The 25,403-nt window shown below is 71.5% G+C and carries 22 protein-coding genes, 2 tRNA genes and 1 pseudogene; 15 read left to right on the top strand and 10 right to left on the bottom strand.

The genetic code is table 11. The features are described 5' to 3' along the window. Positions 1-57 precede the first annotated feature (57 nt). The gene (locus tag ACZ4MF_RS04330; protein ID WP_467489658.1) at positions 58-1,713 is read left to right on the top strand and encodes a long-chain fatty acid--CoA ligase; all 1,656 of its coding nucleotides are present in this window, start codon (positions 58-60) and stop codon (positions 1,711-1,713) included. A gap of 73 nt (positions 1,714-1,786) precedes the next feature. On the opposite strand, the gene ACZ4MF_RS04325 is transcribed toward ACZ4MF_RS04330, so the two are convergent. After that, complete coding sequence (locus tag ACZ4MF_RS04325) at positions 1,787-5,965, bottom strand: PAS domain-containing protein (RefSeq protein WP_467489656.1); 4,179 nt, start codon at positions 5,963-5,965, stop codon at positions 1,787-1,789. Positions 5,966-6,313: 348 nt separating this feature from the next. Next, positions 6,314-6,799, bottom strand: a complete 486-nt coding sequence (locus ACZ4MF_RS04320) for an SSI family serine proteinase inhibitor (RefSeq protein ID WP_467489654.1) — start codon at positions 6,797-6,799, stop codon at positions 6,314-6,316. Positions 6,800-6,991: 192 nt separating this feature from the next. Between ACZ4MF_RS04320 and ACZ4MF_RS04315 the strand changes: the two genes are divergently transcribed. The 3 genes from ACZ4MF_RS04315 (at position 6,992) to ACZ4MF_RS04305 (ending at position 7,969) form a co-directional block, all read left to right on the top strand. Further along, positions 6,992-7,082, top strand: a tRNA-Ser gene (locus ACZ4MF_RS04315). A gap of 202 nt (positions 7,083-7,284) precedes the next feature. Then, positions 7,285-7,357, top strand: a tRNA-Arg gene (locus ACZ4MF_RS04310). A 195-nt stretch (positions 7,358-7,552) separates the two neighbouring features. After that, positions 7,553-7,969 (top strand): DUF6234 family protein, encoded by a 417-nt coding sequence (locus ACZ4MF_RS04305; protein WP_467489652.1) that lies wholly within the window; start codon positions 7,553-7,555, stop codon positions 7,967-7,969. Here ACZ4MF_RS04305 and ACZ4MF_RS04300 read toward each other — a convergent pair. The 4 genes from ACZ4MF_RS04300 to ACZ4MF_RS04285 form a co-directional block, all read right to left on the bottom strand. Beyond that, complete coding sequence (locus ACZ4MF_RS04300; RefSeq protein ID WP_467489650.1) at positions 7,966-8,598, bottom strand: site-specific integrase; 633 nt, start codon at positions 8,596-8,598, stop codon at positions 7,966-7,968. The two genes, ACZ4MF_RS04305 and ACZ4MF_RS04300, sit on opposite strands and share 4 nt — an antisense overlap. Positions 8,599-8,953: 355 nt before the next feature. Continuing rightward, positions 8,954-9,298, bottom strand: a complete 345-nt coding sequence (locus ACZ4MF_RS04295; protein WP_467489648.1) for a hypothetical protein — start codon at positions 9,296-9,298, stop codon at positions 8,954-8,956. 75 nt (positions 9,299-9,373) lie between these two features. Beyond that, the gene (locus ACZ4MF_RS04290) at positions 9,374-10,060 is read right to left on the bottom strand and encodes a TNT domain-containing protein (RefSeq protein ID WP_467489646.1); all 687 of its coding nucleotides are present in this window, start codon (positions 10,058-10,060) and stop codon (positions 9,374-9,376) included. A gap of 685 nt (positions 10,061-10,745) precedes the next feature. Beyond that, positions 10,746-11,054, bottom strand: a complete 309-nt coding sequence (locus ACZ4MF_RS04285) for an FG-GAP repeat domain-containing protein (RefSeq protein ID WP_467489644.1) — start codon at positions 11,052-11,054, stop codon at positions 10,746-10,748. Positions 11,055-11,302: 248 nt separating this feature from the next. Here ACZ4MF_RS04285 and ACZ4MF_RS04280 point away from each other — a divergent pair, with 248 nt between their 5' ends. Further along, positions 11,303-11,869: a hypothetical protein gene (locus tag ACZ4MF_RS04280; RefSeq protein WP_467489642.1), complete on the top strand. Its 567-nt coding sequence runs from the start codon at positions 11,303-11,305 to the stop codon at positions 11,867-11,869. A gap of 92 nt (positions 11,870-11,961) precedes the next feature. Further along, positions 11,962-12,354: a hypothetical protein gene (locus tag ACZ4MF_RS04275; protein WP_467489640.1), complete on the top strand. Its 393-nt coding sequence runs from the start codon at positions 11,962-11,964 to the stop codon at positions 12,352-12,354. A gap of 410 nt (positions 12,355-12,764) precedes the next feature. Here ACZ4MF_RS04275 and ACZ4MF_RS04270 read toward each other — a convergent pair whose 3' ends face one another. The 3 genes from ACZ4MF_RS04270 to ACZ4MF_RS04260 all read right to left on the bottom strand — a co-directional run bounded on the left by ACZ4MF_RS04270 (position 12,765) and on the right by ACZ4MF_RS04260 (position 14,984). Continuing rightward, positions 12,765-13,031, bottom strand: coding sequence for a hypothetical protein (locus ACZ4MF_RS04270; RefSeq protein ID WP_467489638.1), 267 nt, complete (start codon positions 13,029-13,031; stop codon positions 12,765-12,767). Positions 13,032-13,183: 152 nt separating this feature from the next. Further along, a complete protein-coding gene (locus ACZ4MF_RS04265; protein ID WP_467489636.1) occupies positions 13,184-14,218 on the bottom strand; it encodes a sphingomyelin phosphodiesterase in 1,035 nt (344 codons plus the stop codon). Between the two features lie 274 nt (positions 14,219-14,492). Further along, positions 14,493-14,984 (bottom strand): MarR family winged helix-turn-helix transcriptional regulator, encoded by a 492-nt coding sequence (locus tag ACZ4MF_RS04260; RefSeq protein ID WP_467489634.1) that lies wholly within the window; start codon positions 14,982-14,984, stop codon positions 14,493-14,495. Between the two features lie 86 nt (positions 14,985-15,070). Here ACZ4MF_RS04260 and ACZ4MF_RS04255 point away from each other — a divergent pair, with 86 nt between their 5' ends. The 9 genes from ACZ4MF_RS04255 to ACZ4MF_RS04215 all read left to right on the top strand — a co-directional run bounded on the left by ACZ4MF_RS04255 (position 15,071) and on the right by ACZ4MF_RS04215 (position 25,283). Continuing rightward, positions 15,071-15,427 carry an HGxxPAAW family protein gene (locus ACZ4MF_RS04255; RefSeq protein WP_467489632.1) on the top strand — a complete coding sequence of 119 codons (357 nt, stop codon included), beginning with the start codon at positions 15,071-15,073 and terminating at the stop codon, positions 15,425-15,427. Positions 15,428-15,479: 52 nt separating this feature from the next. Beyond that, the gene (locus ACZ4MF_RS04250; RefSeq protein WP_467489630.1) at positions 15,480-16,352 is read left to right on the top strand and encodes a DUF2797 domain-containing protein; all 873 of its coding nucleotides are present in this window, start codon (positions 15,480-15,482) and stop codon (positions 16,350-16,352) included. 86 nt (positions 16,353-16,438) lie between these two features. Next, positions 16,439-16,807, top strand: coding sequence for an antibiotic biosynthesis monooxygenase family protein (locus ACZ4MF_RS04245; protein ID WP_467489629.1), 369 nt, complete (start codon positions 16,439-16,441; stop codon positions 16,805-16,807). A 107-nt stretch (positions 16,808-16,914) separates the two neighbouring features. After that, on the top strand, positions 16,915-17,655 hold the full coding sequence (locus tag ACZ4MF_RS04240) for a response regulator transcription factor (protein ID WP_467489628.1): 741 nt from the start codon (positions 16,915-16,917) through the stop codon (positions 17,653-17,655). Continuing rightward, complete coding sequence (locus tag ACZ4MF_RS04235) at positions 17,652-19,310, top strand: ATP-binding protein (RefSeq protein WP_467489626.1); 1,659 nt, start codon at positions 17,652-17,654, stop codon at positions 19,308-19,310. The genes ACZ4MF_RS04240 and ACZ4MF_RS04235 overlap by 4 nt, the downstream gene beginning before the upstream one ends. Positions 19,311-19,324: 14 nt before the next feature. Beyond that, positions 19,325-20,800, top strand: coding sequence for a bifunctional glycosyltransferase family 2/GtrA family protein (locus ACZ4MF_RS04230; RefSeq protein WP_467489624.1), 1,476 nt, complete (start codon positions 19,325-19,327; stop codon positions 20,798-20,800). Further along, positions 20,797-22,995, top strand: coding sequence for a glycosyltransferase family 39 protein (locus ACZ4MF_RS04225; RefSeq protein ID WP_467489622.1), 2,199 nt, complete (start codon positions 20,797-20,799; stop codon positions 22,993-22,995). The genes ACZ4MF_RS04230 and ACZ4MF_RS04225 overlap by 4 nt, the downstream gene beginning before the upstream one ends. A gap of 49 nt (positions 22,996-23,044) precedes the next feature. Continuing rightward, on the top strand, positions 23,045-24,466 hold the full coding sequence (locus ACZ4MF_RS04220; RefSeq protein WP_467489620.1) for an MFS transporter: 1,422 nt from the start codon (positions 23,045-23,047) through the stop codon (positions 24,464-24,466). Positions 24,467-24,521: 55 nt separating this feature from the next. Then, on the top strand, positions 24,522-25,283 hold the full coding sequence (locus tag ACZ4MF_RS04215; RefSeq protein WP_467489618.1) for a TetR/AcrR family transcriptional regulator: 762 nt from the start codon (positions 24,522-24,524) through the stop codon (positions 25,281-25,283). 9 nt (positions 25,284-25,292) lie between these two features. Here the strand turns inward: ACZ4MF_RS04215 and ACZ4MF_RS04210 are convergent. After that, a pseudogene (locus tag ACZ4MF_RS04210) lies at positions 25,293-25,403 on the bottom strand (PPOX class F420-dependent oxidoreductase); the annotation flags it as partial.

Below are 25,403 nucleotides of genomic sequence, written 5' to 3'. Positions count from 1 at the left end.
CAGAATCTGCCCTACCCCTACTGCCGCGCAGGGCAACGCCGCCCCGGGAGGACCGCCGTGCTGAGCACCATGCAGGACGTACCGTTGACCGTGACTCGGATCCTCGAACACGGGATGAGGATCCACGGACAGTCCCGGATCACCACCTGGACCGGCGAGGGCGAGCCGCAGCGCCGCACCTTCGCCGAGGCGGGCGCCCGCGCCGTACAGCTGGCGAACGCCCTGCGGGACGAACTGGGCGTCCGGGACGACGACCGGGTCGCGACCCTGATGTGGAACAACGCCGAGCACGTCGAGGCGTACTTCGCGGTCCCGTCCATGGGCGCGGTGCTGCACACCCTCAATCTGCGGCTGCCCGCCGAGCAGTTGGTGTGGATCGTCAACCACGCGGCCGACAAGGTCGTCATCGTCAACGGCTCGTTGGTCCCCCTGCTCGCGCCGCTGCTGTCCGAGCTGCCGACCGTCGAGCACATCGTGGTCTGCGGCCCAGGCGACCGTTCCCCGCTCGCCGGTGCCGGCGCGCGGGTGCACGAGTACGAGGAACTGATCGCGGACCGGCCGACCACGTTCGACTGGCCCGAGCTGGACGAGCGCCGGGCCGCCGCCATGTGCTACACCTCCGGCACGACCGGCGACCCCAAGGGCGTGGTCTACAGCCACCGTTCGATCTACCTGCACTCCATGCAGGTCAACATGACCCAGTCGATGGGCCTGACCGACCAGGACACCTCCCTGGTGGTGGTCCCCCAGTTCCACGTCAACGCCTGGGGCCTGCCGCACGCCACCTTCATGACCGGCGTCAACATGCTGATGCCGGACCGCTTCCTGCAGCCGGCGCCGCTCGCCGAGATGATCGAGCGCGAGAGGCCGACCCACGCGGCCGCCGTGCCCACCATCTGGCAGGGCCTGCTCGCCGAGCTGACCGCCAGGCCCCGGGACGTCTCCTCCCTCACCCAGGTCACCATCGGCGGCGCGGCCTGTCCGCCCTCCCTGATGACGGCCTTCGACCAGCTCGGCATGCGGGTCTGCCACGCCTGGGGCATGACGGAGACCTCCCCGCTCGGCACGGTGGCCCGCCCGCCGGCCCATGCGGTCGGCACCGACGAGGAGTTCTCCTACCGCCTCACCCAGGGCCGCTTCCCGGCCGGCGTCGAGGCCCGGCTCAGCGGCCCCGGCGGCGAACGCCTGCCCTGGGACGGGGAGTCGGCGGGCGAGCTGGAGGTGCGCGGCAACTGGATCGCCGGCGCCTACTACAACGGAGCGGACGCCGAACCGCTGCGCCCCGCCGACAAGTTCAGCGAGGACGGCTGGCTGAAGACCGGCGACGTCGGCACCATCTCCCCCGACGGCTTCCTCACCCTCACCGACCGCGCCAAGGACGTCATCAAGTCCGGCGGCGAGTGGATCTCCTCCGTGGAGCTGGAGAACGCGCTGATGTCCCACCCGGACGTCGCCGAGGCCGCCGTGGTCGCCGTACCCGACGAGAAGTGGGGCGAGCGCCCGCTGGCCACGGTCGTGCTCAGGGAGGGCGCGCACGCCGACTTCACGACCCTGCGCACGTTCCTCGCCGAGGAGGGCCACATCGCCAGGTGGCAGCTCCCCGAGCGCTGGACGATCGTCGAGTCGGTGCCGAAGACGAGCGTGGGCAAGTTCGACAAGAAGGTGCTGCGCCGGCGGTACGCGGACGGCGCCCTGGACGTCACCCGCCTCTGACCCCGCAGTGCGGGTGCTCCGGCCGGTCGGGAAGAGCGGTTCCTGACCGGCCGGTGACGTGTGGGGCGTGACGTCAGTTGGTGCCGATCCGCGCCAGCAGGTCCACGATCCTGCCCTGCACCTCGGCGCTCGTGGACCGCTCCGCGAGGAACAGCACCGTCTCGCCCGAGGCCAGCCGGGGCAGGTCGGCCTGGTCGACGGCGGCGGTGTAGACGACCAGCGGGGTGCGGTTGAGCCGGCTGTTCGCCCGCAGCCAGTCGATGATCCCGGCGAACCCGGATCCGGGGTGCCGCCGCTGCACCTGCATCAGGTCCATCACCACGAGGTTCGGCCGGAACTGCCCCGCGAGCGTCACCGCGTCGTTGTCGTTCGCGGCGCGCGCCACCTGCATGCCGCGCCGCTCCAGCGTCGCGGTCAGCGCCAGCGCGATCTCCGCGTGCTCCTCGATGAGCAGGACGCGCGGCGGGTGCTGCTCGCTGTCGCGCGGCGCGAGCGCCTTCAGCAGCACGGCGGGATCGGCGCCGTACGCCGCCTCGCGCGTCGCCTGCCCGAGCCCGGCCGTGACCAGCACCGGCACCTCGGCGGCCACGGCGGCCTGGCGCAGCGACTGGAGGGCCGTACGCGTGATGGGCCCGGTCAGCGGGTCCACGAACAGCGCGGCGGGGAAGGCCGCGATCTGCGCGTCGACCTCCTCACGGGAGTGCACGATCACCGGGCGGTAGCCGCGGTCGCTCAGCGCCTGCTGGGTCGTCACGTCCGGCGCGGGCCACACCAGCAGCCGGCGCGGGTTGTCCAGCGGCTCCGGGGGCAGCTCGTCGTCCATCGGCTGCGGCCGCGGCGGGTCCGCGACCTCGACGGCCCCGCCGGGACCGTCCAACGGCTCGGGCCCCTCGGCGGCGTCGGCGTCCGGGGCGCCTATGGCGTACGACCGTCCGGCGCCCTCGGTGCCCGGCGCGGGCCGGGACTGCCCGCCGAGCGACGGCTGCGCCACGGCCGGCTGCGCGGGCGCCCCCTCCGCCGGCTCCGGGCGGGCCGCCGGGTCGGGAGGCGTGCCCAGCTTGCGCCGGCGGCCGGAACCGCCGGGCGCGTGTGGCGGCGGGGTCTGCGTCTGCGTCGGCTGCTGCACCTGCGCAGCCTGCCGCGCGAACGGCACGCCCTGCCCGAGAGTGCGGACGCTGATCGCCCGCCCCTGCGTGGAGTTCGGATCGGCCGCGGCGTCGTCGGCGGGCAACGGCTGAGCCGGCCGTGCCGCGGCGGCCACGGGAGTGCCCGCGCCCGACGTGTCGTCGGCACCGGGCCACTGCTGCGGGACGGCGGTCGCGGGCGCCGGGGCCCGTCCGGCACCGGCACCGGCAGCGACGGCCGCCGCGGCGGCCTCGGCGGGCAGTGGCTGCGCGGCCGGGGTACCGCCGGGCGGGGTCGACGTCTGCGCCGGGGCCGGGGCCTGTGCCGCCTGGGCGGGCAGCGGCTGTCCGGGTACGGCGGGCGCGGCGGTGGCGGCGCCGCCCTGAGCCGGTGCCGCGGGCTGGGCACCGGGCGCCGCCTGTCCCGGAGCGACCGGCTGGGCCGGCACCGGCACGGGACCGGCCTGCGCGGGGACGGGGACGCCCTGACCGGCCGTACCCTGCGCCGGAACGGCGGCGGGAACAGGGGCGGAAACGGGCTGCGCCTGCGCGGTCTCCGGCGCGGGCGCACCCGGGGCCGGCCCGGCCACGGCACGGCGGCGCCGGCCGGTCGGCGCAGTGGTGGGGTGCGGCTGCGGCGGGGTGTGGTCCTCGGACTGGTCGAGCGGTACGGCGTCGTGCCGGCCGGTGTCACCGGGCGCCGCCTCGACGGGCGCCGGGAGCTGCGGCGGTACCTGCGGCTGCGGTTGCGGCCGGGCCTCGCGGCTCACCGGCTCGGCGGAGCGCGGTACGCGGTCGGCCTCGGCCGGCGGCAGGGCGAAGACCGGACGCGGCCCGGCCGCCTCCTGCGCGGCGGCGCGCTCGGCCGCGGCGGCCAGCGCCCGTCGGCGCCGCCCGGTCGGCTGCGCGCCCTCGCCCGGGGCGTCCTCCGTACCCGGAGCGTCGCCCGCGGTGTTCTGCCCGGCCGGGAGGGCGGCCGGCAGCGCGGCCTGGGCCGGTGCCCCGGCGTCGGGGCGGACCGGCACGCCCTGCGGCGGCACGGCGGCGCCGAGTCCCGTACCGGCGGCGGCCGCTCCCGCGGCATGCTCGGCCGCGGTCACCACGGCGCCCTCGCTGACGCCCGCACCGTCACCGGCGTCACCGGCGCCGTTCTCGGCGGGCCGGCCGCGGCGCCGTCCGGAGCCGCTGGACGGTGCCGATGCCGTCCGCTCGCCCTCGGCCGGGACCACGGCGACGGCGGCCTCCTCGGCGGGCGCGGCGGCACGCCGGCGCCGCCGCCCGGTCGGCGCGGCCGCCTCCGCATCACCGGTCTCGCCCCCGCCGGGCACGTCACCGCTCTCCAGGAAGGCGTCCGTGGAGGCCCGCCGGGCCCGCCGTCGTCCGCCACCGCCGGCCGTGTGCCCGTCGGCCGCGCCGCTCTCGTCCGCGCCGGCCTCGGCCACGGCCGACAGGGCGGCCACGGACCCGGCGCCCCCGCCGATCGGGACTTCCAGCACGTACGCGCTGCCGCTCATCCCCGGCACCTCGTGCGTCTGGAGCACCCCGCCGTGGGCCCGCACGATCCCGCGCACGATCGGCTCGTGCACCGGGTCTCCCCCGGAGTACGGCCCGCGCACCTCGATGCGGACGACCTCGCCGCGCTGGGCGGCGGCGACCACGACCGTGTTGTCCAGGTAACCGCCCGTGGAGGCGGGCGCGTTGCCGGTGGCGTCGACGCCGGCCACGTCCGCCACGAGGTGAGCGAGCGCGGTCGCGAGCCGCTGCGGGTCGACCTCGGCCTCGATGGGCGGCGCGTGCACGGCGAACTGCACCCGGCCGGGGCCGATCAGCTCCACCGCGCCGTCGACACCGGCGGCGACGACGGCGTCCAGCATCACCTTGGTACGGGTGATGCCCTCGCTGCCCGTGTCCAGCCGCTGGTAGCCGAGGACGTTGTCGATGAGGGTGGTGATGCGCGCGTACCCGGCGGACAGGTGATGCAGCACCTGGTTGGCCTCGGGCCACAGCTGTCCGGCGTCGTCCGCGGCCAGCGCGGACAGCTCGCGCCGCAGCTCGTCCAGCGGCCCGCGCAGCGACTGCCCGAGCAGGGTCAGCAGTTGGTCGTGCCGTCCGGCGAGCGCCTCGTACCGGTCCTTCTCCCGCTCGCCGAGCGCCGCGTACCGCTCCTCGGCCGCCGCCGTCTCCTCCGCGTGCGCCTCGCGCAGCTCCTCGACCTCGGTGACGTGCTTCTGGCGCAGCGCGGTCAGATCGGAGGCGTGCTCCTCGGAGAGCCGCTCGATCTCCTCCGCGTGCGCCTTCTCCCGGGCGGCCTTCTCCTCGGCCAGCGTCTCGTACGGCCGCCGGTCGGTGAAGGTCATCACGGCGCCGACCAGCTGGTCCCCGTCGCGCACGGGAGCCGTGGTGAGATCGACGGAGACTTTTTGCTCACCCTTGGACCACAGCACCTGCCCGCGCACCCGGTGCTTGCGCCCGGAGCGCAGGGTGTCGGCGAGCGGAGACTCCTCGTACGGGAAGGGGGTGCCGTCGCCGCGCGAGTGCAGCACGAGGTCGTGCAGCTCCTTGCCGCCCAGCTCACCGGCCCGGTAGCCCAGTATCTGCGCGGCGGCCGGGTTGACGAGCACGATCCGCCCGTCGGTGTCGGTGCCGACGACACCTTCCGAGGCCGCGCGCAGGATCATCTCGGTCTGCCGCTGCGAGCGCGCCAGCTCCGCCTCGGTGTCCACGGTCCCCGACAGGTCCCGTACGACGATCATCAGCAGCTCGTCGCCGGTGTAGCCGTAACCGTCGTACGCCTGCTGCCCGTTCTCCAGGTTCGCGCTCGTGACCTCGACGGGGAACGACGAGCCGTCGGTCCGCCGGGCGATCATCCGGGTCGGCTTGGTCCGGCCGTGCGGGTCCATGTGGTCGGGCCGCCGCATCGAGCCCGGGATCAGCCGCGAGTCGAACTCGGGCAGCAGATCGAGCAGCCCACGCCCCACGAGAGCCGTACCCGGCGCCTCGAATGCCTCGAGCGCGATGGTGTTGGCGTTGACGACGGTTCCGTTGGCGTTGACCAGGACCAACGCGTCCGGCAGAGCGTCGAGTATGGCTGCGAGGCGAGCAGCGCCTCGGGATGGCCTGCTGCTCACGAGACGCCTTCCTCCCTGTTACCGCACCTTGCCGACCGCTCGGGCCATCTTGCCAACCGGCCCGCGACGTGTCACGCGAGGGAGTCTATGCGCACGTGTTGCGCTCGCGGCGCCGGATGAGAGGGAGGTCCCACGAGGAAGTGACACCGAACCTGTGCACGACCACCGGCCACGGCGCCGGTTCCGGCCCCGGCTCCGGCCCTTGCTCCGCAAGACCTTCGCGGGACCTTTACGGCCTGGGTGATGCGGGAGTGATCCGGCCGGCGGGCACCGCAGAGACTTCCGGGAACCGCCCGTGCGCCGGGCGCGCCGGGCGGACCGGGTGGATCGCGCGGACCGGGCGGGGCCCTAGGCCGATCCCGGAGCGGGCAGCAGCGGCACCATCCGGTCCCACCGCCCGATCTCGCATCCGTTGCTGCGGTCGTACACGGCGTCGACGGGGCGGCCGGCCCAGGTGCCGGTGACATGGGCGGTGGCCGGACCGCCGTAGATCATGGTGCAGACGGAGTCGGGGGGCACCGGGGCGAAGGGGTCCCGCCCCCATTGCGTGGTCCCGTCCAGTGCCCGGCAGGCCCCGGCCGGGTCCGGGTGGGTTCCGCCGTCCGGATGACAGAACAGCTCGTACGTCCCGTCCTTCCCGGACCCGGCGTGCTGCACGGCGACGGTCAGGTGATCGCCGGCCCGGTCCTCGGGCCGCACGGGCGGCGGCCCGGCGGGCGCGGCGACGGCGGGTGCGGCGGCGAGGGAGACCAGGGCCGAGACGGCGGCGAGGGAGGACACGGCGAGGACGGTGTGCCCGCCGTCGCGGCGCCCGTGCCGGAGGGGGACACGCACGGACCCCCGCTGAGAGAGAAAGACCATGTCCTGCCCAACGGCTCCGCCGTCAGGACGTTGCGCCCCGCCGGGCGGAAGCCCTTTGCCCTGCGGCCCCCGTGCCTAGTACCGTGGAGCTCGATTGGTGACGGGCCGCGAGGCTGTGTCATCATCTGCACGCACCACTCGCGCGCTCGCGTGAGCGGTTGTGCTGGAGGCGTCGCCTAGTCCGGTCTATGGCGCCGCACTGCTAATGCGGTTTGGGCCTTAAAGCCCATCGAGGGTTCAAATCCCTCCGCCTCCGCACCGATCCCGAAGCCCCGGTCCCCAGGACCGGGGCTTCGGCGTTCCCGGATCATCGCCACCCACTGCCCCTGTTTGACGTTTCCGCAGGTCAGAGTGGGTGTGGGGAACGGATTTCACATGGCGGCGGCAGTCATGTAATGTTCTTCCTGTCGCCGGGACGGGCCGAAAGGACCGAAACGAAGACAAAAACAAAAGAACAAGCACTCGTAGCTTAACGGATAGAGCATCTGACTACGGATCAGAAGGTTGCAGGTTCGAATCCTGCCGAGTGCACAACAGATCAGAGGCCCTGTGGAGAGATCCACAGGGCCTCTGGCTTTTGCCTTGACGGCAGTGTTTGACGGCAACCGCCTCGGGGGCGGGCGCGGGGCCGATCAGGGGTGTCAGGTGGATCACCGGACTCACCCGGGCGGAGCTGAGTACTCCTACTCATGCGCCCGCCTCGCCCGCACGAGCAACGTGGCGAGTATGAACTTACCCGTCGCCCCACCGGCCTTCGACGCGACCACCGGCCCGGGACGGCATCGCCGTGCCGACCGAGGCGCCGACATCGGAGCCGGGTGCGGTCTGGTGTTCCTGGAGCTGATCGCCTTGGCTGTGATCTTTGGACTCTGGTTCCTGTCCGGGTTCAACCTCGACCCGGGCAAGACCGCCACGACCGACTCGTTGTGGAACTACCTGGCCGCCGCTGGCGGGGTCGGAGTCCTCGCCATCGTGGCGGCCGCGATCGCCGCGCGGGCCGGGGCCGCCGTAACGGTTGTCACCCAGGCCGCCATGGCCGCTCTGATCTGCGTCATCGTCGTCGGTGGGGCTGCGGCGCAGTCCCACCAGGATCGGTTGTGTCATGACATGCCGTCAGCGGCGGGCTGCAAGGGCAACAACTAGACGGCTGCAAGAGCACCGGTCGAGCCGTCGTCACCCTCTGATCCCTTGTCGTCACCCCTCAGCGCATCCCCGACACGGTCGAAGGCGGAGCGCTGGGAGTCCAGCCGGACGAACGTGTAGATGTCCATGGTCACGCGGATGGAGCTGTGGCCCAGAACCTCCATGATCATGCGGGCGTCGGCCCCCTGTTCGTGGAGGAGCGAGGCGCAGGTGTGGCGCAGGTCGTGAAAGCGGACCTTGCGGACACCGGCGCGGGCGCACAGCGCCTCGAAGGACCGGTTCAGGTTGCGCGGCTCGATGGGAGTCCCGTTCTTCGTGGTGAAGACGAGGCCTTGTCCTGTCCCCTTCCAGCTCGCACTGGCGGCCTTCCGATCGGCTGTCTGCTGGGCGCGCTGGGCACGGAGCGCGGTCACGCACTCGGCCGGCAGGGCCACGCGGCGGGCCGAGCGCTGCGTCTTCGGCGCGACGATCAGCAGCTCGCCGCCGACCCGCTGTAGGGCCTGCCGGACGGTGAGAACGCCTTCGTGAAGATCCACGTCCGACCAGAGCAGCCCCAGCCACCAGGCGCCGAGGGTGCACGCTTCCCATGTCTGTTGGTGAGGTGGTGGGCCGCGCGTGTGGGCGTTCACCTACGTTCATGGACCGTCGACCGTGTTACGGAACCGCTAGCCGGAACCGTCCGAACGCTGGGAACGGCGATGAATGAGACGACAGCTGAGACGGACCGTCCTCTAGATCTCGTCCTCTTCCTCCAGGCCGAAGCTCTCCGGCAGGTCCATCATGGAGGCCCGCCAGTCGCGCCGTGACTCGTGCTGCGCCGGGCGTTGCCAGCCTCAAGTGGTCGGCGGTGGAAGCTGGTCAAATGCGGAGGCTGCCTCAGGAGAGAGACCGGTCTGCAGGGCGGTGGGGCCGTCACGGCGGTCCTGGGAGGCGTCCAGGGCGTTTCGCCTGTCGGACGAAGGTCGGCTCAGGATTCAACCGTAGTCAGCTGCCCCCACGCCGACGATCGAAGTCTTCCCACGCTTGTCGTTGGATCTCCTCGGTGTTCGCAAGGAGTTCTTCCAGGGGCTGCGCTGGCCCTGAGGGGGGAGAGGGCAACTGGATGAGCGTGTCGTAGAGGTACGCGCATGCCTCGGCCTCGGTGGCGAAACGCCGCATGACGCTGTCCTGAGAGCGTTGGCGCAGCCCTACGGTCCAGCCGTCGGCCTCACGACACAGGAAGTAGTAAGCGTCCAGTTGGATGGGCACCTCGTGGACACCGGGGATGTCGTAGAACGCCTCTGGAACGTCCGCCTCGCGGAGCCTTTCAACGAGTTCTGCGCTGTCCATCAGGTCCGTCCCGTCGTCTGCCTCAGAGGTGGCCGCCGACCGGTTAGATCCGCGGCCACCCCGGGCCTGGTTTCGTCAGGTCACATGCAGTTCTTCCAGTTTGTACGCGTTGATGAGCATGGGGATGGTCGGCTTTGTCACGTACTGGAGGCCCAGTCCGGGCTGGCCGAACCAGGGCCTGATCGGGCCGGCGTCGACGGTGAACGGCTGGAGGACCCGGTAGAGGTGGTAGCTGAACGGGTACGTGTTGACGTAGGTGTCGAGATTGCTCGGCGGGATCGCGCGCTTGGCGTACGGCGTGCCTGCGGGGGCGAGAAAGTTGCCGAAGCCGCTGCCGAAGAGGTCGACCAGCTGGCCCTTGCGCAGCGTCAGGGAGTGCTTCACCGGCTTGCCGTTCTTCAGCACGAAGCCGTTGTTGTCGGGATACCACCAGCCCGACTTCCCCGTCTGGGGATCCGTCTGCCAGTAGCATCCGAGGAACCAGTAGGCGGAGGTGTCGTCCGTGCGGTGATAGCCCCTCAGCATCTTGCCGAGGGCGCCTGTCCGGGGGAGGTAAGTCGGTCCCAGCCGCCAGTCGTTGAGGTAGTAGCGCTGGTACGCCGTCGTCGGTGCGGAGTTGTTCCCGCGGCTGCGGTGTGTGGTGGGGCAGTGAGATCCGTGTCCCGCCCGGGGTTGGTCTGCGTGGGCCGTGGCCGGTGATAGGCCGACCAGCAGGAGGAGCGATGCGAGGACGCTCCCCACGAAAGAGCGCAGTACGCGCATCCGGTCTCCCTTTCTCGTCCGGTGCCAACGAGGCGCCGCGTGGGGGGTGGGTCGCCGGTCACCCTGGCTGGCAGCCGGCCTCTCGTGCTATGAGGCTCAGTTCACGCGCGGCATATGCCCGAGGGACGAAGGCGTCACAGATAGTCACCCGAACCGATGAGCTGAATTCCTCGGATGGCCGAAGACCGGGGGGCGATGCATTCAGGGATCTTGAAGCCGTCGCGGCACGAGCCACGGGGCGTTCAAATCCCCCACCCATTGCGCAGGCAAACGGCCCCTGACCAGTTGAAACGGTCAGGGGCCGCGATGCTATGCAACGCCCGCTTGTTCCCCCCCCGTGATCGGGCACGGATGGGGCACGGCACGGGCGCCTTCTGATCCGTAGCTCTACAGAGATCGGTCAACGGGGGTCGCACAGGCCACGGTTCGGCCTCTCGGGGTTCCTACCGGTCATGGCCGGTTGCTGGGGTTGCCGTACTTCGCTGCTGTACAGCGACCCCTGTCGCTTCCCCGAAGAGAAACCGTGGCGGCTACGGCTGCCCGCGGCCCGGTGTCCGCGGACGTTTCACATGTGCCGCGATGGACGGCACCGGCGTTGGCCACGACACTCAGGGGGTTGCGCACCGCCGTCGCTCGGGAAGTCCGGAACGGCCGGGTTCAGCCTCGGACAACGAGGTACTTCCGATCAAGTGATGGCGTTGTAGATGCCCCAGCCGGTGTCGATCTTGGTCCGCGAGCCGTACGGCGACGTCGGGCTGCCGGTGCCCGGGTAGAGGTACACGTTCCCGGAGGAGTCGCGGGCGAGCAGGTCCGCCTTGCCGTCGCCGGTCAGATCACCGGGGCCTACCAGGGTGTAGCCGCCCCAGCCCCAGCCGGCTTTGATGCGTGGCCCGAAGGGCGACGTGGGGCTGCCGGTGCCGGGGTAGACGTACAGGTTCCCGGAGGAGTCGCGGGCGAGCAGGTCCGCCTTGCCGTCACCGGTCAGGTCCCCCATGGACTTATCCGACGCTCGGGCTTCGTCGATGGCCAGGAGGCGACCTGCCGGCGCCGGCCGCGCACAACCTCTCTCGCGTGGGCGTGGCGGGCGCACGCTTTCCAAGTCTGTTGGCCGTTCGCAAGATGGTCCGACTGAACTTCAGCCGACGAAACTTGGCATTTTAGCTGTTCCCCTCATTGGATGCACCCTGTGCCCTTTGCTTTCGACTCGCGCGAGTTTTCGTGAATTGTGTGACCACATGGAGCATGATCGAAATGCGGCCGGCGTCACTCACCTCGACGATGGCACTGAAGGGCGGAGCGCGGGGCTGGCCTGTGCCAGCCGAGCCTCCGCCGAGTCATGCGCCAAAGAAAGAGGAAACCATGACGGCAGCGACGGAGACTCCCACTCGTGAAAAGGCCGGGGTAGGCCAGGAAGAGTTCGGCGAGGAATCCGCCTTCGGTCCGCTTCTGCTGGCAGCCTTGCTGTCCCGGCGAGAGGAGCGTGGCGAGGAACCGATCATCGAGCACCCGCTTCTCCTCGCCGCGCTCGCGCGCCGCCGTGAGGAGGGCGGTGAGGAGTCGATCATCGAGCACCCGCTTCTCCTGGCCGCGCTCATGCGCCGTCGCCGTGAGGAGCGTGGCGAGGAGTCGATCATCGAGCACCCGCTCCTGCTGGCCGCGCTCATGCGCCGTCGCCGTGAGGAGGGCGGTGAGGAGTCGATCATCGAGCACCCGCTCTTGCTGGCCGCGCTCATGCGCCGTCGCCGTGAGGAGCGTGGCGAGTCGCTGATCCAGCATCCCCTGCTCCTTGCGGCGCTCATGCGCCGCTGACAGGAAACAGCGACACTCTGCCCTCCGATCCCGGCAGTCGCCGGCATCGGGGGGCAGGTCCCATACGGCAACCGAAGACCTGAGGAAACACAATGGCAGCTGAGTCCGGCGAAAAATCGGAACGGGATCCCTTGGAGACCTTCGTTGACGAGGTCTTCGAGGAAATCGTGCGCGATGCCGGAATCCCCCATACCGGCACCGGTGTCAAGCATGGAAAGGACCCAGTGGCGGGAGCCCTGATGGAGGCGGCCGTAGCGGTCCTTTCCCAGCCGCCTTCCCGTTCCTCGGAACTGGAACGGGTGCTGCTCGCGCAGACCCTCGCGACCGCACTGGCAGAATCTCTCGCGCCGGCCCTGGCAGATGTGCTGGCCTCGGAGATCATGAAGGTGCTGAACCACCACGCGGCTTCCCGGACAGGCGGCACCCACGAAACCGTCGGCGGATCTGTCCGCGGCCGCCGCTCTTCTGGCGAGAGCGGGCGATAACGGCCTCGTGACGCCCACCACTGAGGGCGGCGGAGCGGCTTTGGGGCCGTAGTCCTGCGCACGCTGCGAGTCGGCGCCGGCCGGCGTCACCGCTCAGCACTGACGGCAACCCTGACGGCAACGACGGCACACAGAGGCCGTCGATCACGATGATCAGCGATCAGCCGGAAGGAAGGCGGAGCCCCCGCCCACCGGAAGGAAGGCGGAGCCCCCGCCCAACCGCCTGCCCGATCCTACGGATCAGAAGGTTGCAGGTTCGAATCCTGCCGAGTGCACACACGCCGAAGGCCCCGGATCACTCCGGGGCCTTCGGCGTTTCAGGGGCGTACAGCAGCGAAGTACGGCAACGGGCCGGATCAGGTGGTGCCGCCACCGCCCAGCGCAGCCGAGGTCCGCCCAGGCCTCCGTCGTCATGTCGGGGAGATGAAGCCCCGTTCGGTGAGCCACCGGTCCAGGGAGTTGCGTTCGACCTCCCGCAGGGCCCGCGCGGTGTCGGACCTTCCGGGTCTGAAGGCGGCAAGGGTGCGGTTGGCGGCCCACATGCGGATCTGGGCGACGGTGAGCGGGTCGAGTTGTCCGCTCTCGCGCCAACGCGGGCCGGCCGCCTCGTACACGGGCAGACTCCGGTCGAAGAACTCGTCGATCAGGCCATGTGCCTGGAAGTCGCGGTCATCCATGACGACCTCCCTTGCCGATCTCTCCAGGCTGGTCGGTCCCGGCCCGGGGCGATAGGGCCGAACGGCACTGCCACAGGGCCGAACGGTCACCGGCGCCGACGGCCCCGGAGGGAATCCGGGGCCGACGGCGTCGTACGGAACGGTCCAGCGGACTAGTTCAGCTGGAAGGCCGCCTCGACCGGGTAGTGGTCGCTGGGGGCGTTGGTGTCGGTCTGGCCGCTGGTCCAGCCGGACTGGGGGTCGAAGTCGACCTTGACCGCGGACATCGCGGCCGGGACCGGGCGGCCGTCGGCGTTCAGGTAGCCGATGTAGTCGAGGTCGTCGCGGTAGTCCTTCGGGAAGGACTCGACGCCGGACATGTACTGGCACCAGGCGGAGACCGGGCAGTCCATGGTCCGCAGCGTCTGGGAGGAGTCGGTGGCGGGGGTGCCGAGGACGCCGTTCACCGCGCTCTGGGCGTGGGCGTAGTCGCCGCGCGACTGGCCGCCGTAGTACTCCACGTTCATGTCGCCGCCGATCAGCACCGGGCCGCCGGTGCCGGCGATGCCGTCCGCCCAGGAGCGGATCTCCCCCAGCTGGGCGAGGCGCGTGGCCTGGGTGGTGTCGGTGGAGGTGTCGGACTCGTCGGCCTGGAGGTGGGTGCCGACGACCCAGCTCTTCACCCCGCCCTTGTCGATCTGCGCCAGCGCCGCGCCCTTGTTGGCGTGGTAGTCCCAGGTGCCGTAGGTCGAGTTGCTGAAGACGTGGGCGTACTGGGCGGTGATCGGGTACTTGGAGAGGATCATCGTGCCGCCGTTGATGACGAACAGCGAGTTGGAACAGTCGCCGCTGATGCCGTTCCAGCCGCCGCCGGAACACGTCTGGCCGACGACCGGGGTGTGGTACGGGTACAGGTCGGCGAGCTTGCTGGTGATGTCGGCGGTCGAGGTGTTGTTGAAGTCCTCGTCCAGCACGACCACGTCCGCGCTGTGCTTGCGGATGACCGACTCGATGACCGGGGTGCGCTGGGCCGCCTTCTCGTTCTGGGTCGTGTCGACGACCGGGGTGCCGAGGTCGACGTTCCAGGCGAACACCGACAGATCGGTGCCCGTGGCCGCGCTCGCGGCGGGGGCCGTGTAGCCGCCGGCGCCGAGCAGCAGGGCCGCCGCCGCGGAGGTGAGGGCGGTAGCGGTACGACGCGAGACCATGCGCTCTCCAGAAGGAAGGGGGAGGAGGCCCCGGCCGGCCGGTGCGTGGCCGACGATCGGGGCGCGTCCATGACAGCGCGACAGACTCTAGGTACTCGCCGGTACGGCGGAAAGAACATCGACGCGAACATCGATGGATCGATCCGTGGAGAAAAGGTGTCTGGACAAGTTGGGGAGCGAGCGGACCGATCCACCGGTCGTCACAGGGTCGGATGCTCGTACGGTGTGCGCACCGCGTGCGCAGTACGTGTGGTGTCGTCGGCCGCCCGGCCGTTCAGCACTCCTCATCGGGGTCGTTCCGGTTCAGCTTCTCCAGGTACGCGTGTGCGAGGTCCGTGGCCCGGGTGAACCAGTCGGTGATGACCGCCAGTTCCTCGGGGGAGTAGGCGGAGAACAGGTCCGTCAGCCGCTTGTAGTGACCCCGGTACACCGCCTCGACGCGCGTGACGGCGTCCGGTACGGCGGCCACGCGGACCCGGCGCCGGTCGCCGGGGTCGGGGCGGCGCGTGACGTAGCCGGCCCGTTCGAGGCGGTTGAGGATGCCGGTCACCGCGCCGGTGGTGACGTGGGCCCGGGCGGCCAGGTCTCCGGCGGTCAGCAGTGTGTCGCCGGCCTCCAGGACGAAGGCGAAGCAGGTCAGGTCGGTGACGTTCAGGCCCAGTCGCCGGGCCAGCTCCTGCTGTCCGATCACATGGGCGGCGATGAGGTGGTCCATCGCCGACAGTGCCATGGCCGGGGTGGCGGACGGTCGCGGCGTGCCGTGCATCTTTCGTAATCCCTTAGTTCGTGAGATATTCGGCGACGTAACTTCTTAGCTCGTGAGAGAGTTTCGGCTCGTCTTTGGAGGCGGCTATGAGTCTGTACGACGAGGGTCACACGATCGCCGGCTGGACCGGCTTCGGCGTCGCGACCGTGGGCGGCGCCGTGGCGGGGCTCGGGGTGTGCGCGGCCTCGCTGCCGGTGGTCGGGGGCGGGCTGGTCGTGGTGGCGGTGAGCGTCGCCATGACGTGGGTGCTGCATCTGGCCGGCTGGGGGAAGCCGCCGGGGGTGCGGCCGCGGGACCAGTGGGGGATGCGGCTCCGCGACACGCGGGCACGGGAGGGGCATCCGGGGTGTGTGAGCTGCCGGTTGGCGGGGCGCGGCCGGAGCGTCGCCGCGGTGGCCGCGCCGACGGCGGCCGAACCGGTCGCCCCGGCGCCCGCCGAGTGACCGTCCGCCGCTCGCGGCCCGCTGTCAGACCCTCCCTCTACTCTCGGGAGGGATGGCACGCGAATGGAAATGCTCGGGACTGCGCTGGTCGGCGGACGGGCCGGTGCTGGTCTGGGACGGCGGGCGGCGCAGCGCGCCGGCGTGGGGGAAGCGGATCGCCTTCGCCGTGCCCGGGGGCGGGGTGCGGACCTGCGTCGGGGCGCGGGGGAACAGCTGCCCGGTGCGGGCCGGCATGCCGGGCAGGAGTACGGGGGCCCGGTGCGAGGAGTGCGCCCGGCTGGACCGGGCGCACTCCGTGGCCGCCGACACGATCGCCGACGACCCCCGGCCGTACCGGGTGTATCTGGCGTGGTTCGGGCCCGGGCTGGTCAAGGTCGGGATCACCGCGGTCGAGCGGGGGGACGCCCGGCTGCTGGAGCAGGGTGCCGTCTGCTTCAGCTGGCTCGGCACCGGCCCGCTGATGGCCGCCCGGCGCACCGAGGAGCTGTTGCGGGCCGCGCTGCGGGTGCCGGACCGGATTCCGTACGCCGAGAAGCGGGCGGTGCGGGCGGCGCTGCCGCGGGCCGCGGCGGAGCGCGCCGCCGAGGTGCGGGAGCTGCATGCGCGGGCCGTGGCGCTCCCGGCGTGGCCGGAGTCGCTGCGGGCCGCCGAGTGCCATGTCACCGATCATCTCGGCGTGTTCGGGCTCGACCGGGCCCCGGGTGCGTTCGGCGAGGTGCTGGAGCTGGTGCCGGGCGGCGCCGTGAGCGGTGAGCTGGTCGCGGCCGCCGGGCCCGATCTGCATCTGGCGGTCGGCGGGCGCGGGGTCGTCGTGCTCGACACGCGGCTGATGGCGGGGTGGGGGCTGGTGCCGGGCGAGTCCGGGGAGGGCCGACTCGGCTTTCCGGTGCGGGAGTTCAGACAGGAGCCGGACCTGTTGTTCTGACCGGACGTAAAGAAACGGATCCCGGACGGATCCCCTTCGGCAAGGTCCATGGACGCGCGGCAGGGCGTTCGCCGACGGTTGTCGTCATGAGCGATCAACCGGACACCACTGTCGTTCCCACTCCCGCCCACGAACCCCCTTACTACGCCGTCGTGTTCACCTCCGTGCGCCGCGGCGACGACGAACCCGGTGCGTACGAGCGGACCGCCGCCCGGCTCTCGGCCCTCGTCCGGGAGATCCCCGGCTTCCTGGGGGAGGACTTCGCCCATGGCCCCGGTCCGGACGGACTCGCCGTATCGGTTGCCTACTTCCGGGACCTGGACGGGATCGAGCGGTGGCGGGAGCATCCCGAGCACCTCGACGCCAAGCGGCGCGGACGGGAGCGGTGGTACGAGCGGTACGTGATCCACGTCGCCCGCGTCGAGCACAGCCACGCCTTCAGCCGGACGGCGTGAGGCCGCGGCGCTTCCCAGGCGCCGCCTGAGAGCCGCCTGTGCGTTTCTCAGGGAAATCACAGAGTGTGGAAAGCGTCTTCTCAGAGGGCCCGGACAAGGTGTGCACCATGACCACGACCTCGCCCCAGGGGCGCACCGAACTGCTGAGGCCGGACGGGAGCCCCGTCCGCGTGCTTGTGGTGGACGACGAGCCGTCGATCACCGAACTGCTGAGCATGGCCCTTCGCTACGAGGGCTGCCAGATCAGGAGCGCCGGCGACGGACAGGGCGCGATACAGACCGCCCGGGAGTTCCGGCCCGACGCCGTCGTCCTGGACATGATGCTGCCCGACATGGACGGGCTCGCCGTCCTCGGCCGGCTGCGCCGCGAACTGCCCGACGTGCCCGTCCTGTTCCTGACCGCCAAGGACGCCGTCGAGGACCGGATCGCCGGGCTCACCGCGGGCGGGGACGACTACGTCACCAAGCCGTTCAGCCTGGAAGAGGTCGTGGCGCGGCTGCGGGGGCTCATCCGCCGGTCCGGTGCCGCCGACCGGCGCTCGGACTCCGTGCTCGTCGTCGGGGACCTGACCCTGGACGAGGACAGCCACGAGGTGTCGCGGGCCGGTGCGAACATCCACCTCACCGCCACCGAGTTCGAGCTGCTGCGCTTCCTCATGCGCAACCCGCGGCGCGTGCTCAGCAAGGCGCAGATCCTGGACCGCGTGTGGTCGTACGACTTCGGCGGTCAGGCCAACGTGGTCGAGCTGTACATCTCGTATCTGCGGCGGAAGATCGACGCGGGGCGCGAGCCGATGATCCACACACGGCGTGGGGCCGGTTACCTGATCAAGCCCGCCGTGTCATGAGCGGACGACGACGGCCGGGTCCCCGCAAGCAACAGAAACGACCGAAGCGACGGCCCGGACAGCCGCGCACCCTGCGGACCCGGCTCGTCGTCGCGTCGGTGGTATTGATCGCCGTGGTGTGCGCGGTGATCGGCACCGTGACGACGCTGGCGCTGCGCTCGCATCTGTACGGGCAGCTGGAGGGCAAGGTGAACGAGACCGCCGCGCGGGCGGTCGGCCATATGCAGGCTCCGGCTGGTTTGAGGCTCGGTGCGCTCCCGGACCCGTCGGCGTCGGACGCCGTGACACCGAGTGAGAAGGTCGACAACCTGCTCACCAAGGGCCCGACGCAGCCTCGTACCGTCGCGGCGTACGTGCAGAACGGCTCGATCAGCTCCGGCGCTGTCGCCCAGCAGCAGAACGACGACCAAGGCCTCTTCAAGCGGATGCGCGCCGACGACCTCACCGCCGCGCAGAAGAACGCGCTGAACGCCGTGCCCAGGGACAACAAGGCGCACAGCGTGGAGATCCCCGGGCTCGGGGACTACCTCGTGAAGTACGTGACGAGCCGGGACAGCGGCGACGCGTACTACATCGCCCTGCCGACCAAGGACGTCGACGACAACATCGACACCCTGATCCTCGTCGAGATCAGCGTCACCGCCGCCGGTCTCGTCGCCGCCGGCATCGCCGGTTACGTGCTCGTCGGTGTCGCCACCCGCCCCCTGCGCAAGGTCGCGGGCACCGCCACCCACGTCTCCGAACTCCCGCTGCACACCGGCGAGGTGAAGCTCAGCGAGCGGGTCCCGGAGTCCGAGTGCGATCCGCACACCGAGGTCGGCCAGGTCGGCGCCGCGCTCAACCGCATGCTCGACCATGTGCACGGCGCCCTGCACGCCCGCCAGCAGAGCGAGATGCGGGTACGGCAGTTCGTCGCCGACGCCAGCCACGAGCTGCGCACGCCGCTCGCGTCGATCCGCGGCTACGCCGAGCTGACCAGGCGCGGGCGCGAACAGGTCGGGCCCGACACGCGGCACGCCCTCGGCAGGATCGAGTCCGAGGCGGGCAGGATGACCCTCCTCGTCGAGGATCTCCTGCTGCTCGCCCGGCTCGACGCCGGACGGCCGCTCCAGTTCGAGCAGACCGATCTCATCCCGCTCGTCGTGGACACCGTCAGTGACTCCCGCGCGGCCGGCATGGACCACAACTGGCGGCTCGATCTGCCCGACGAGCCCGCGCTCGTGGCGGCGGACGCGGCCCGCGTCCAGCAGGTGCTGGTCAACCTGCTCGGCAACGCCCGCAAACACACGCCACCGGGGACGACCGTCACCGCGCGCGTGCAGCGGCGCGGGCCCTGGTTGTGCGTCGACGTCGAGGACAACGGGCAGGGGATACCGCCCGAGTTGCTGCCGCACGTCTTCGAGCGGTTCGCGCGCGGCGACTCCGCGCGCTCGCGCTCCACCGGGTCCACCGGGCTCGGGCTCGCCATCGTGCAGGCCGTCGCGAACGCGCACGGCGGTGCGGTGACCGTGGACAGCGTTCCCGGGCGGACCGTGTTCACCGTGCATCTGCCCGCCCTCACTCCCGTCGTTCCCCGGCCGGCCCCCGAAACCGACCGGCCATCGCACTCACAGGCACAGCACAGTGCCACCACATGGGCGCAACAGGGGGTTTGAGTTGAGTCGGCCCCATGCGAACCGACTCTTCTCCCGGCACTCTGCCGGCGCGGGAGCACCTCCCGGCCACAGACGCCGGTACGCCTGTCCTGGACGTAGTGATCCCCGTCTACAACGAGGAGAAGGACCTCCAGCCGTGCGTCCGTAGACTGCACGACCACCTCAAGCGCACGTTCCCGTACGCGTTCCGGATCACCGTCGCGGACAACGCGTCGACGGACACCACCCCCCAGGTGGCGGCGCGGCTGGAGCAGGAGATCCCCGAGGTCACCAACTTCCGCCTGGAGCAGAAGGGCCGCGGCCGGGCCCTCGCGACCGTGTGGTCCGCGTCCGACGCGCCGATCCTCGCCTACATGGACGTCGATCTGTCCACCGACCTCAACGCCCTGCTGCCGCTGGTGGCGCCGCTGATCTCGGGCCACTCCGACCTCGCGATCGGCTCCCGGCTCGCCCGCAGCTCGCGTGTCGTACGCGGCCCCAAGCGGGAGTTCATCAGCCGCACCTACAACCTGATCCTGCGCGGCTCGCTCCAGGCCCGCTTCTCGGACGCGCAGTGCGGCTTCAAGGCCATCCGGCGCGATGTGGCCCAGGTGCTGCTGCCGCTGGTGGAGGACACCGGCTGGTTCTTCGACACCGAGATGCTGGTGCTCGCCGAGCGCGCGGGGCTCAGGATCCACGAGGTGCCGGTCGACTGGGTCGACGACCCGAACTCCACCGTGCACATCGTGAAGACCGCGACCGACGACCTCAAGGGCGTCTGGCGGGTCGGCAAGGCCCTGGCCACCGGTTCGCTGTCGCTGGACCGGCTCACCCGGCCCTTCGGCGACGACCCGCGCGACCGTGACATCCAGGACGTGCCGAAGGGGCTGGCCCGCCAGCTCGTCGGCTTCTGCGTGGTCGGCGGCCTGTCGACCCTCTTCTACCTGGTGCTCTACAGCCTCTTCCGGCAGTTCTCCGGATCCCAGGTCGCCAACGCGCTCGCCCTGCTGGTCTCGGCGGTCGCCAACACGGCCGCCAACCGCCGGCTCACCTTCGGGGTGCGCGGCCGGGGCGGCGCCGTCCGGCACCAGGCGCAGGGCCTGGTCGTCTTCGGCATCGGTCTCGTCCTGACCAGCGGCTCGCTGGCCGCCCTGAACGCGGCCAGCTCCAGCCCGGCGCACTCCACGGAGCTGGCGGTGCTCATCGCCGCCAACCTCGCCGCGACCGTGCTGCGCTTCCTGCTCTTCCGCGCCTGGGTCTTCCCGGACCGCGGCCACTTCGGCCCGGGCTCCGGCTCCGGCTCGACGGTGGTCGCCGGGCACACCCCGTCCTCGCCGACGTACCGCACGAACCAGGCCCCCACCACCCCGCCGTACGGCACGCCCGCCGACCCGTACGCACCGTCGCCGCACCAGCGGTCGTACGAAGCCGGAGAGGGCACCTGGCGGGACGCCACCGTGCAGTTGCAGCCGGTGCACCCCCACGACACCGATCCGAGGGACCCCCGATGACCGTCGACCAGCACAGCGGCACGGCCGCGTGGGTGCCGTCCGCCGCGGCTGCCCCGCCGGCCCCGCGGGCCGGTGAGCCCCAGCGGCCCTTCTTCCGCAGGCTGTGGCGCGGCCGGCCCGAGGACCCGCGCTGGGCGCGCCCGGCCCTCCTCGCCCTGCTGACCGCCACCCTGCTCCTCTACCTGTACGACCTCAGCGCCTCCGGCTACGCCAACTCCTTCTACTCGGCGGCCGTGCAGGCGGGCAGCAGGTCCTGGAAGGCGTTCTTCTTCGGCTCGCTGGACGCGGGCAACGCCATCACCGTGGACAAGCCGTCGGCGTTCCTGTGGCCGATGGAGCTGTCGGTCCGGATCTTCGGCCTGAACTCCTGGGCGATCCTCACGCCCGAGGTGCTGATGGGCGTGGGCTCGGTCGCGGTGGTCTACGCGGGCGTACGGCGCCGGTTCAGCCCCGGGGCCGGTCTGATCGCGGGCGCGGTCCTCGCACTCACCCCCGTGGCCGCGCTGATGTTCCGGTTCGACAACCCGGACGCGATGCTGGCCCTGCTGATGGCCCTGGCCTGCTACTTCGTCGTACGGGCCGTGGAGGACGGCCGGACGAGGTGGCTGGTGTGGGCCGGGACCGCGATCGGCTTCGCCTTCCTCGCCAAGACGCTCCAGGCGTTCCTGATCCTGCCGCCGCTGGCGATCGTGTACGCGGTGTGCGCCCCGGTCCCGGTGAAGAAGCGGTTCGGCCAGCTGGCCGCCGCCACCCTCGCGCTCGTCGTCGCGGGCGGCTGGTGGGTCGCGATCGTCGAACTGTGGCCGGCCTCCTCGCGCCCCTACATCGGCGGTTCGCAGCACAACAGCTTCCTGGAGCTGACCTTCGGCTACAACGGCCTCGGCCGGATCAACGGCGACGAGACCGGCAGCGTCGGCGGCATGGGCGGCGCGGGCGGCACCGGCCAGTGGGGGGCGACCGGCTGGGACCGGATGTTCAACTCCGAGATCGGCAGCCAGATCTCCTGGCTGCTCCCGGCCGCGCTGATCCTGCTGACCGCCGGCCTGGTGGCCACCCGCAAGCTGAAGCGGACCTCCGTCACCCGGGCCTCGTTCCTGGTCTGGGGCGGCTCGCTGCTGATCACCCTGGTGGTCTTCAGCTACATGGCGGGCATCTTCCACCAGTACTACACCGTGGCCCTCGCCCCCTACCTCGCGGCCGTCATCGGCATGGGCGCCGGGCTGCTGTGGGAGAAGCGGCAGGAGCTGTGGGCGTCGATCACGCTGGCCGCCTCCGCGGTCGCGGCCGCGGTCTGGGGCTACGTCCTGCTCAACCGCACCGCCGACTACCTTCCCCGGCTGAAGTGGCTGGTGCTGATCGGCGGTCTGACCGCCGCGCTGGGCCTGGTCCTCGCGGGCCGGATCTCCCGGCAACTGGCCCTCGGCGCCGCGGCGGTGGGCCTCGTGGCGGCGCTCGCAGGTCCGACGGCGTACACCCTCAGCACGGTGGACTCCGCGCACACCGGCTCCATCCCGACGGCCGGTCCTGCGGGCGCGAGCATGATGGGCTTCGGCGGCGGTCCGGGCGGCGGTCCGGGCGGCGGCAAGGGCGGCATGCGCGGCGGCTTCGGCGGCGGCACGCCCGGCGGGCAGGGGCAGCAGGGCCGGGGTCAGCAGAACGGCAACGGCTTCCCGGGCGGTGGCACCGGTGGCTTCCCGGGCGGGGGCATGCCGGGCCGGAACGGCAACACCCAGGGCAGGCAGAACGGCAACGGCTTCCCCGGCGCGGGCCGGACGGGCGAGGGCGGCACGGGCGGCATGGGCGGCGGCATGGGTGCCGGCGGCCTGCTGAACGGCGCGGACGTCTCCTCCGCCGCAAAGAAGCTGCTGGCACGGGACGCCCCGAGGTACACCTGGGTCGCCGCGTCCATCGGCTCCCAGAACGCGGCCGGCTACCAGCTCGCCACCGGTGACCCGGTGATGGCGATCGGCGGCTTCAACGGCACCGACCCGTCCCCGACACTGGCGCAGTTCGAGAAGTACGCGGCGGACGGCAGGATCCACTACTTCATCGCCGGTGGCGGCATGGGCGGCGGCATGGGCACCAGCGGCAACGGCTCCGCCTCGCAGATCAGCTCGTGGGTCCGGAAGAACTTCAAGAAGGTGACGGTCGGTTCGGCCACCTTCTACGACCTCACGCGGAAGAAGAGCGGCTGACACATCGGAACCGATAACGCGTTGTACACCGTATAGTGACCGCTATACGGTGTACAACATGTCCACCCCCCAAGGTCATCAAGGCCCCCAGGGCCACCAGGGTCACCCCCAGCGGTGGCTGATCCTCGGTGTCATCTGCCTCGCGCAGCTCACCGTGCTGCTCGACAACACCGTCCTGAACGTGGCCATCCCCTCGCTGACCCGCGAGCTGCACGCGGCCACCTCGGACATCCAGTGGATGATCAACGCCTACTCCCTGGTGCAGTCCGGTCTGCTGCTCACCGCGGGCAGCGCCGCCGACCGCTACGGCCGCAAGAAGATGCTCATGGCCGGTCTCGCCCTGTTCGGCATCGGCTCGCTCACGGCCGGACTCTCCCACTCCACCGGGCAGTTGATCGCCGCGCGGGCCGGCATGGGCATAGGCGGCGCACTGCTGGTGACCACCACGCTCGCGGTGGCGATGCAGATCTTCACGCCCGAGGAGCGGCCCAGGGCGATCGGCATCTGGAGCGCGGTCAACGCCCTCGGCTTCGCGACCGGCCCGCTGATCGGGGGCTTCCTGCTCGGCCACTTCTGGTGGGGCTCGATGTTCCTGGTCAACATCCCGGTCGCGGCGCTGGCCCTGGTCGCCGTCGTGGCCCTCGTACCGGAGTCGAAGGACCCCCGCGGGGACCGTCCGGACCTGTTCGGCGCGCTGCTGTCCACCGTCGGCATGGCCGCGGTCGTCTTCGCGATCATCTCCGGCCCGCTCCACGGCTGGACCTCGCCGCGCGTGCTCGCCACGGCGGCCGTGGCGGTGCTGGTGCTCGGGGCCTTCGCCCGGTGGGAGAGCAGGGCCGAGGAGCCGATGCTCGACCTGCACTTCTTCCGCGACCGCCGGTTCACGGGTGCGGTCGCGGGGGCCGTGCTCCTCAGCTTCGGCATGACCGGTTCGCTGTTCCTGCTCACCCAGCACCTGCAGTTCGTGCTCGGCTACGAGCCGTTGGAGGCCGGGCTGCGCACCGCTCCGCTGGCGCTGGCGGTCGTGCTGCTCAACTTCACCGGTGTCGCGGCGAAGTGGTCCACGAGGCTCGGCACGCCGGTGTCGATCGCGCTCGGCATGGTGCTGATGTCGGCGGGACTGGTGACCATCGCCGAGATCGACACGAACGGCTATGCCGGTACGCTGCTGGGCCTGCTGCTGATCGGCGCGGGCTGCGCGGTCGCCAACCCGGCGATGGCCCACGCCATCATGAGCGCGATCCCGCCGGAGAAGGCGGGCGTGGGGGCCGGGATCAACGGCACCCTCGCCGAGTTCGGCAACGGTCTCGGTGTGGCCGTTCTGGGCGCCGTCCTCAGCTCCTCCGTCGCGTCGGGGGCGTCCTTGTCCGCCGGTCTGGGCGCCGGCCAGCTGGTGGGCGCGGTGGCCGTGCTCGTCGGGGGGTTCGTGGCGGCGGGGCTGCTGCGCAGGGCGGAGCGGGCGGCGGCGTAGGCCGCGCCCCTAAAGTTGGACCACTTGGCCGGAGTCCGCGGAGGGAGAGGCGCCGATGGTGGAGCAGGGTGCGCGGTCGGCGCGGGGCAGTGTGTGGTTCCAGGGGGAGAAGGCACAGCGCAGCGGACGCGGCGGCCAGCCCTCGGGGCTGGACCGCAAGAGGATCACCGACGCGTCCGTACGGCTGCTGGACGCCGAAGGGCTGGCGAAGTTCTCGATGCGCCGGCTGGCCGCCGAGCTGAACGTCACCGCGATGTCCCTGTACTGGTACGTCGACACCAAGGACGACCTGCTCGAACTCGCTCTGGACGCCGCCTTCGGGGAGCTGCCGCTGCCCGATCCGGACGCCGGGGGTGAGGACTGGCGCGAGCAGCTGCGCGCGCTGGCCGCCGAGTACCGGGCGCTGCTGGTACGGCACCCCTGGCTGTCGCCGCTGGCGGGGAGCTACCTCAACATCGGCCCGAACTCGCTGACCTTCTCCCGCGTGGTCCAGCGGGTCGTGCGCCGGGCCGGGCTGCCCGCGCACGGGGTGATGGGGGCGATCTCGGCGGTCTTCCAGTTCGTCTACGGCTACGGCACGATCGAGAGCCATTTCGGCGCCCGGATCGCGGACTCCGGGCTGACCGCCGACGAGTACTACCAGCAGGCCATGGCCATGGTGGCCGAGACCCCGGAGACCGCCGGGGCCATCGAGGAGTCCAGGGACCTCGTGGCGGCCCGCGGCGGTGACACGGTCGCCGAGATGCTGGACCGCGACTTCACCTTCGCCCTGGACCTGCTGATCGCGGGCATCGAGGCGATGGTCAGCCGCGGCTGACCCCCCTCCTCACCCCTCACCGGCCAGCCGCGCCGGAAACCCCCCGGTCGCCACCGGGCCCCAGCGGTCGGGGGTGACGCGGATGAGGGACTTGCCCTGTTTCAGCATCGCCTCGCGGTA

Source organism: Streptomyces sp. NPDC025793 (genome assembly GCF_055558375.1).
The sequence above is the reverse complement of the archived record's forward strand: the minus strand, read 5'-3'. Positions and strand labels throughout refer to the sequence as shown.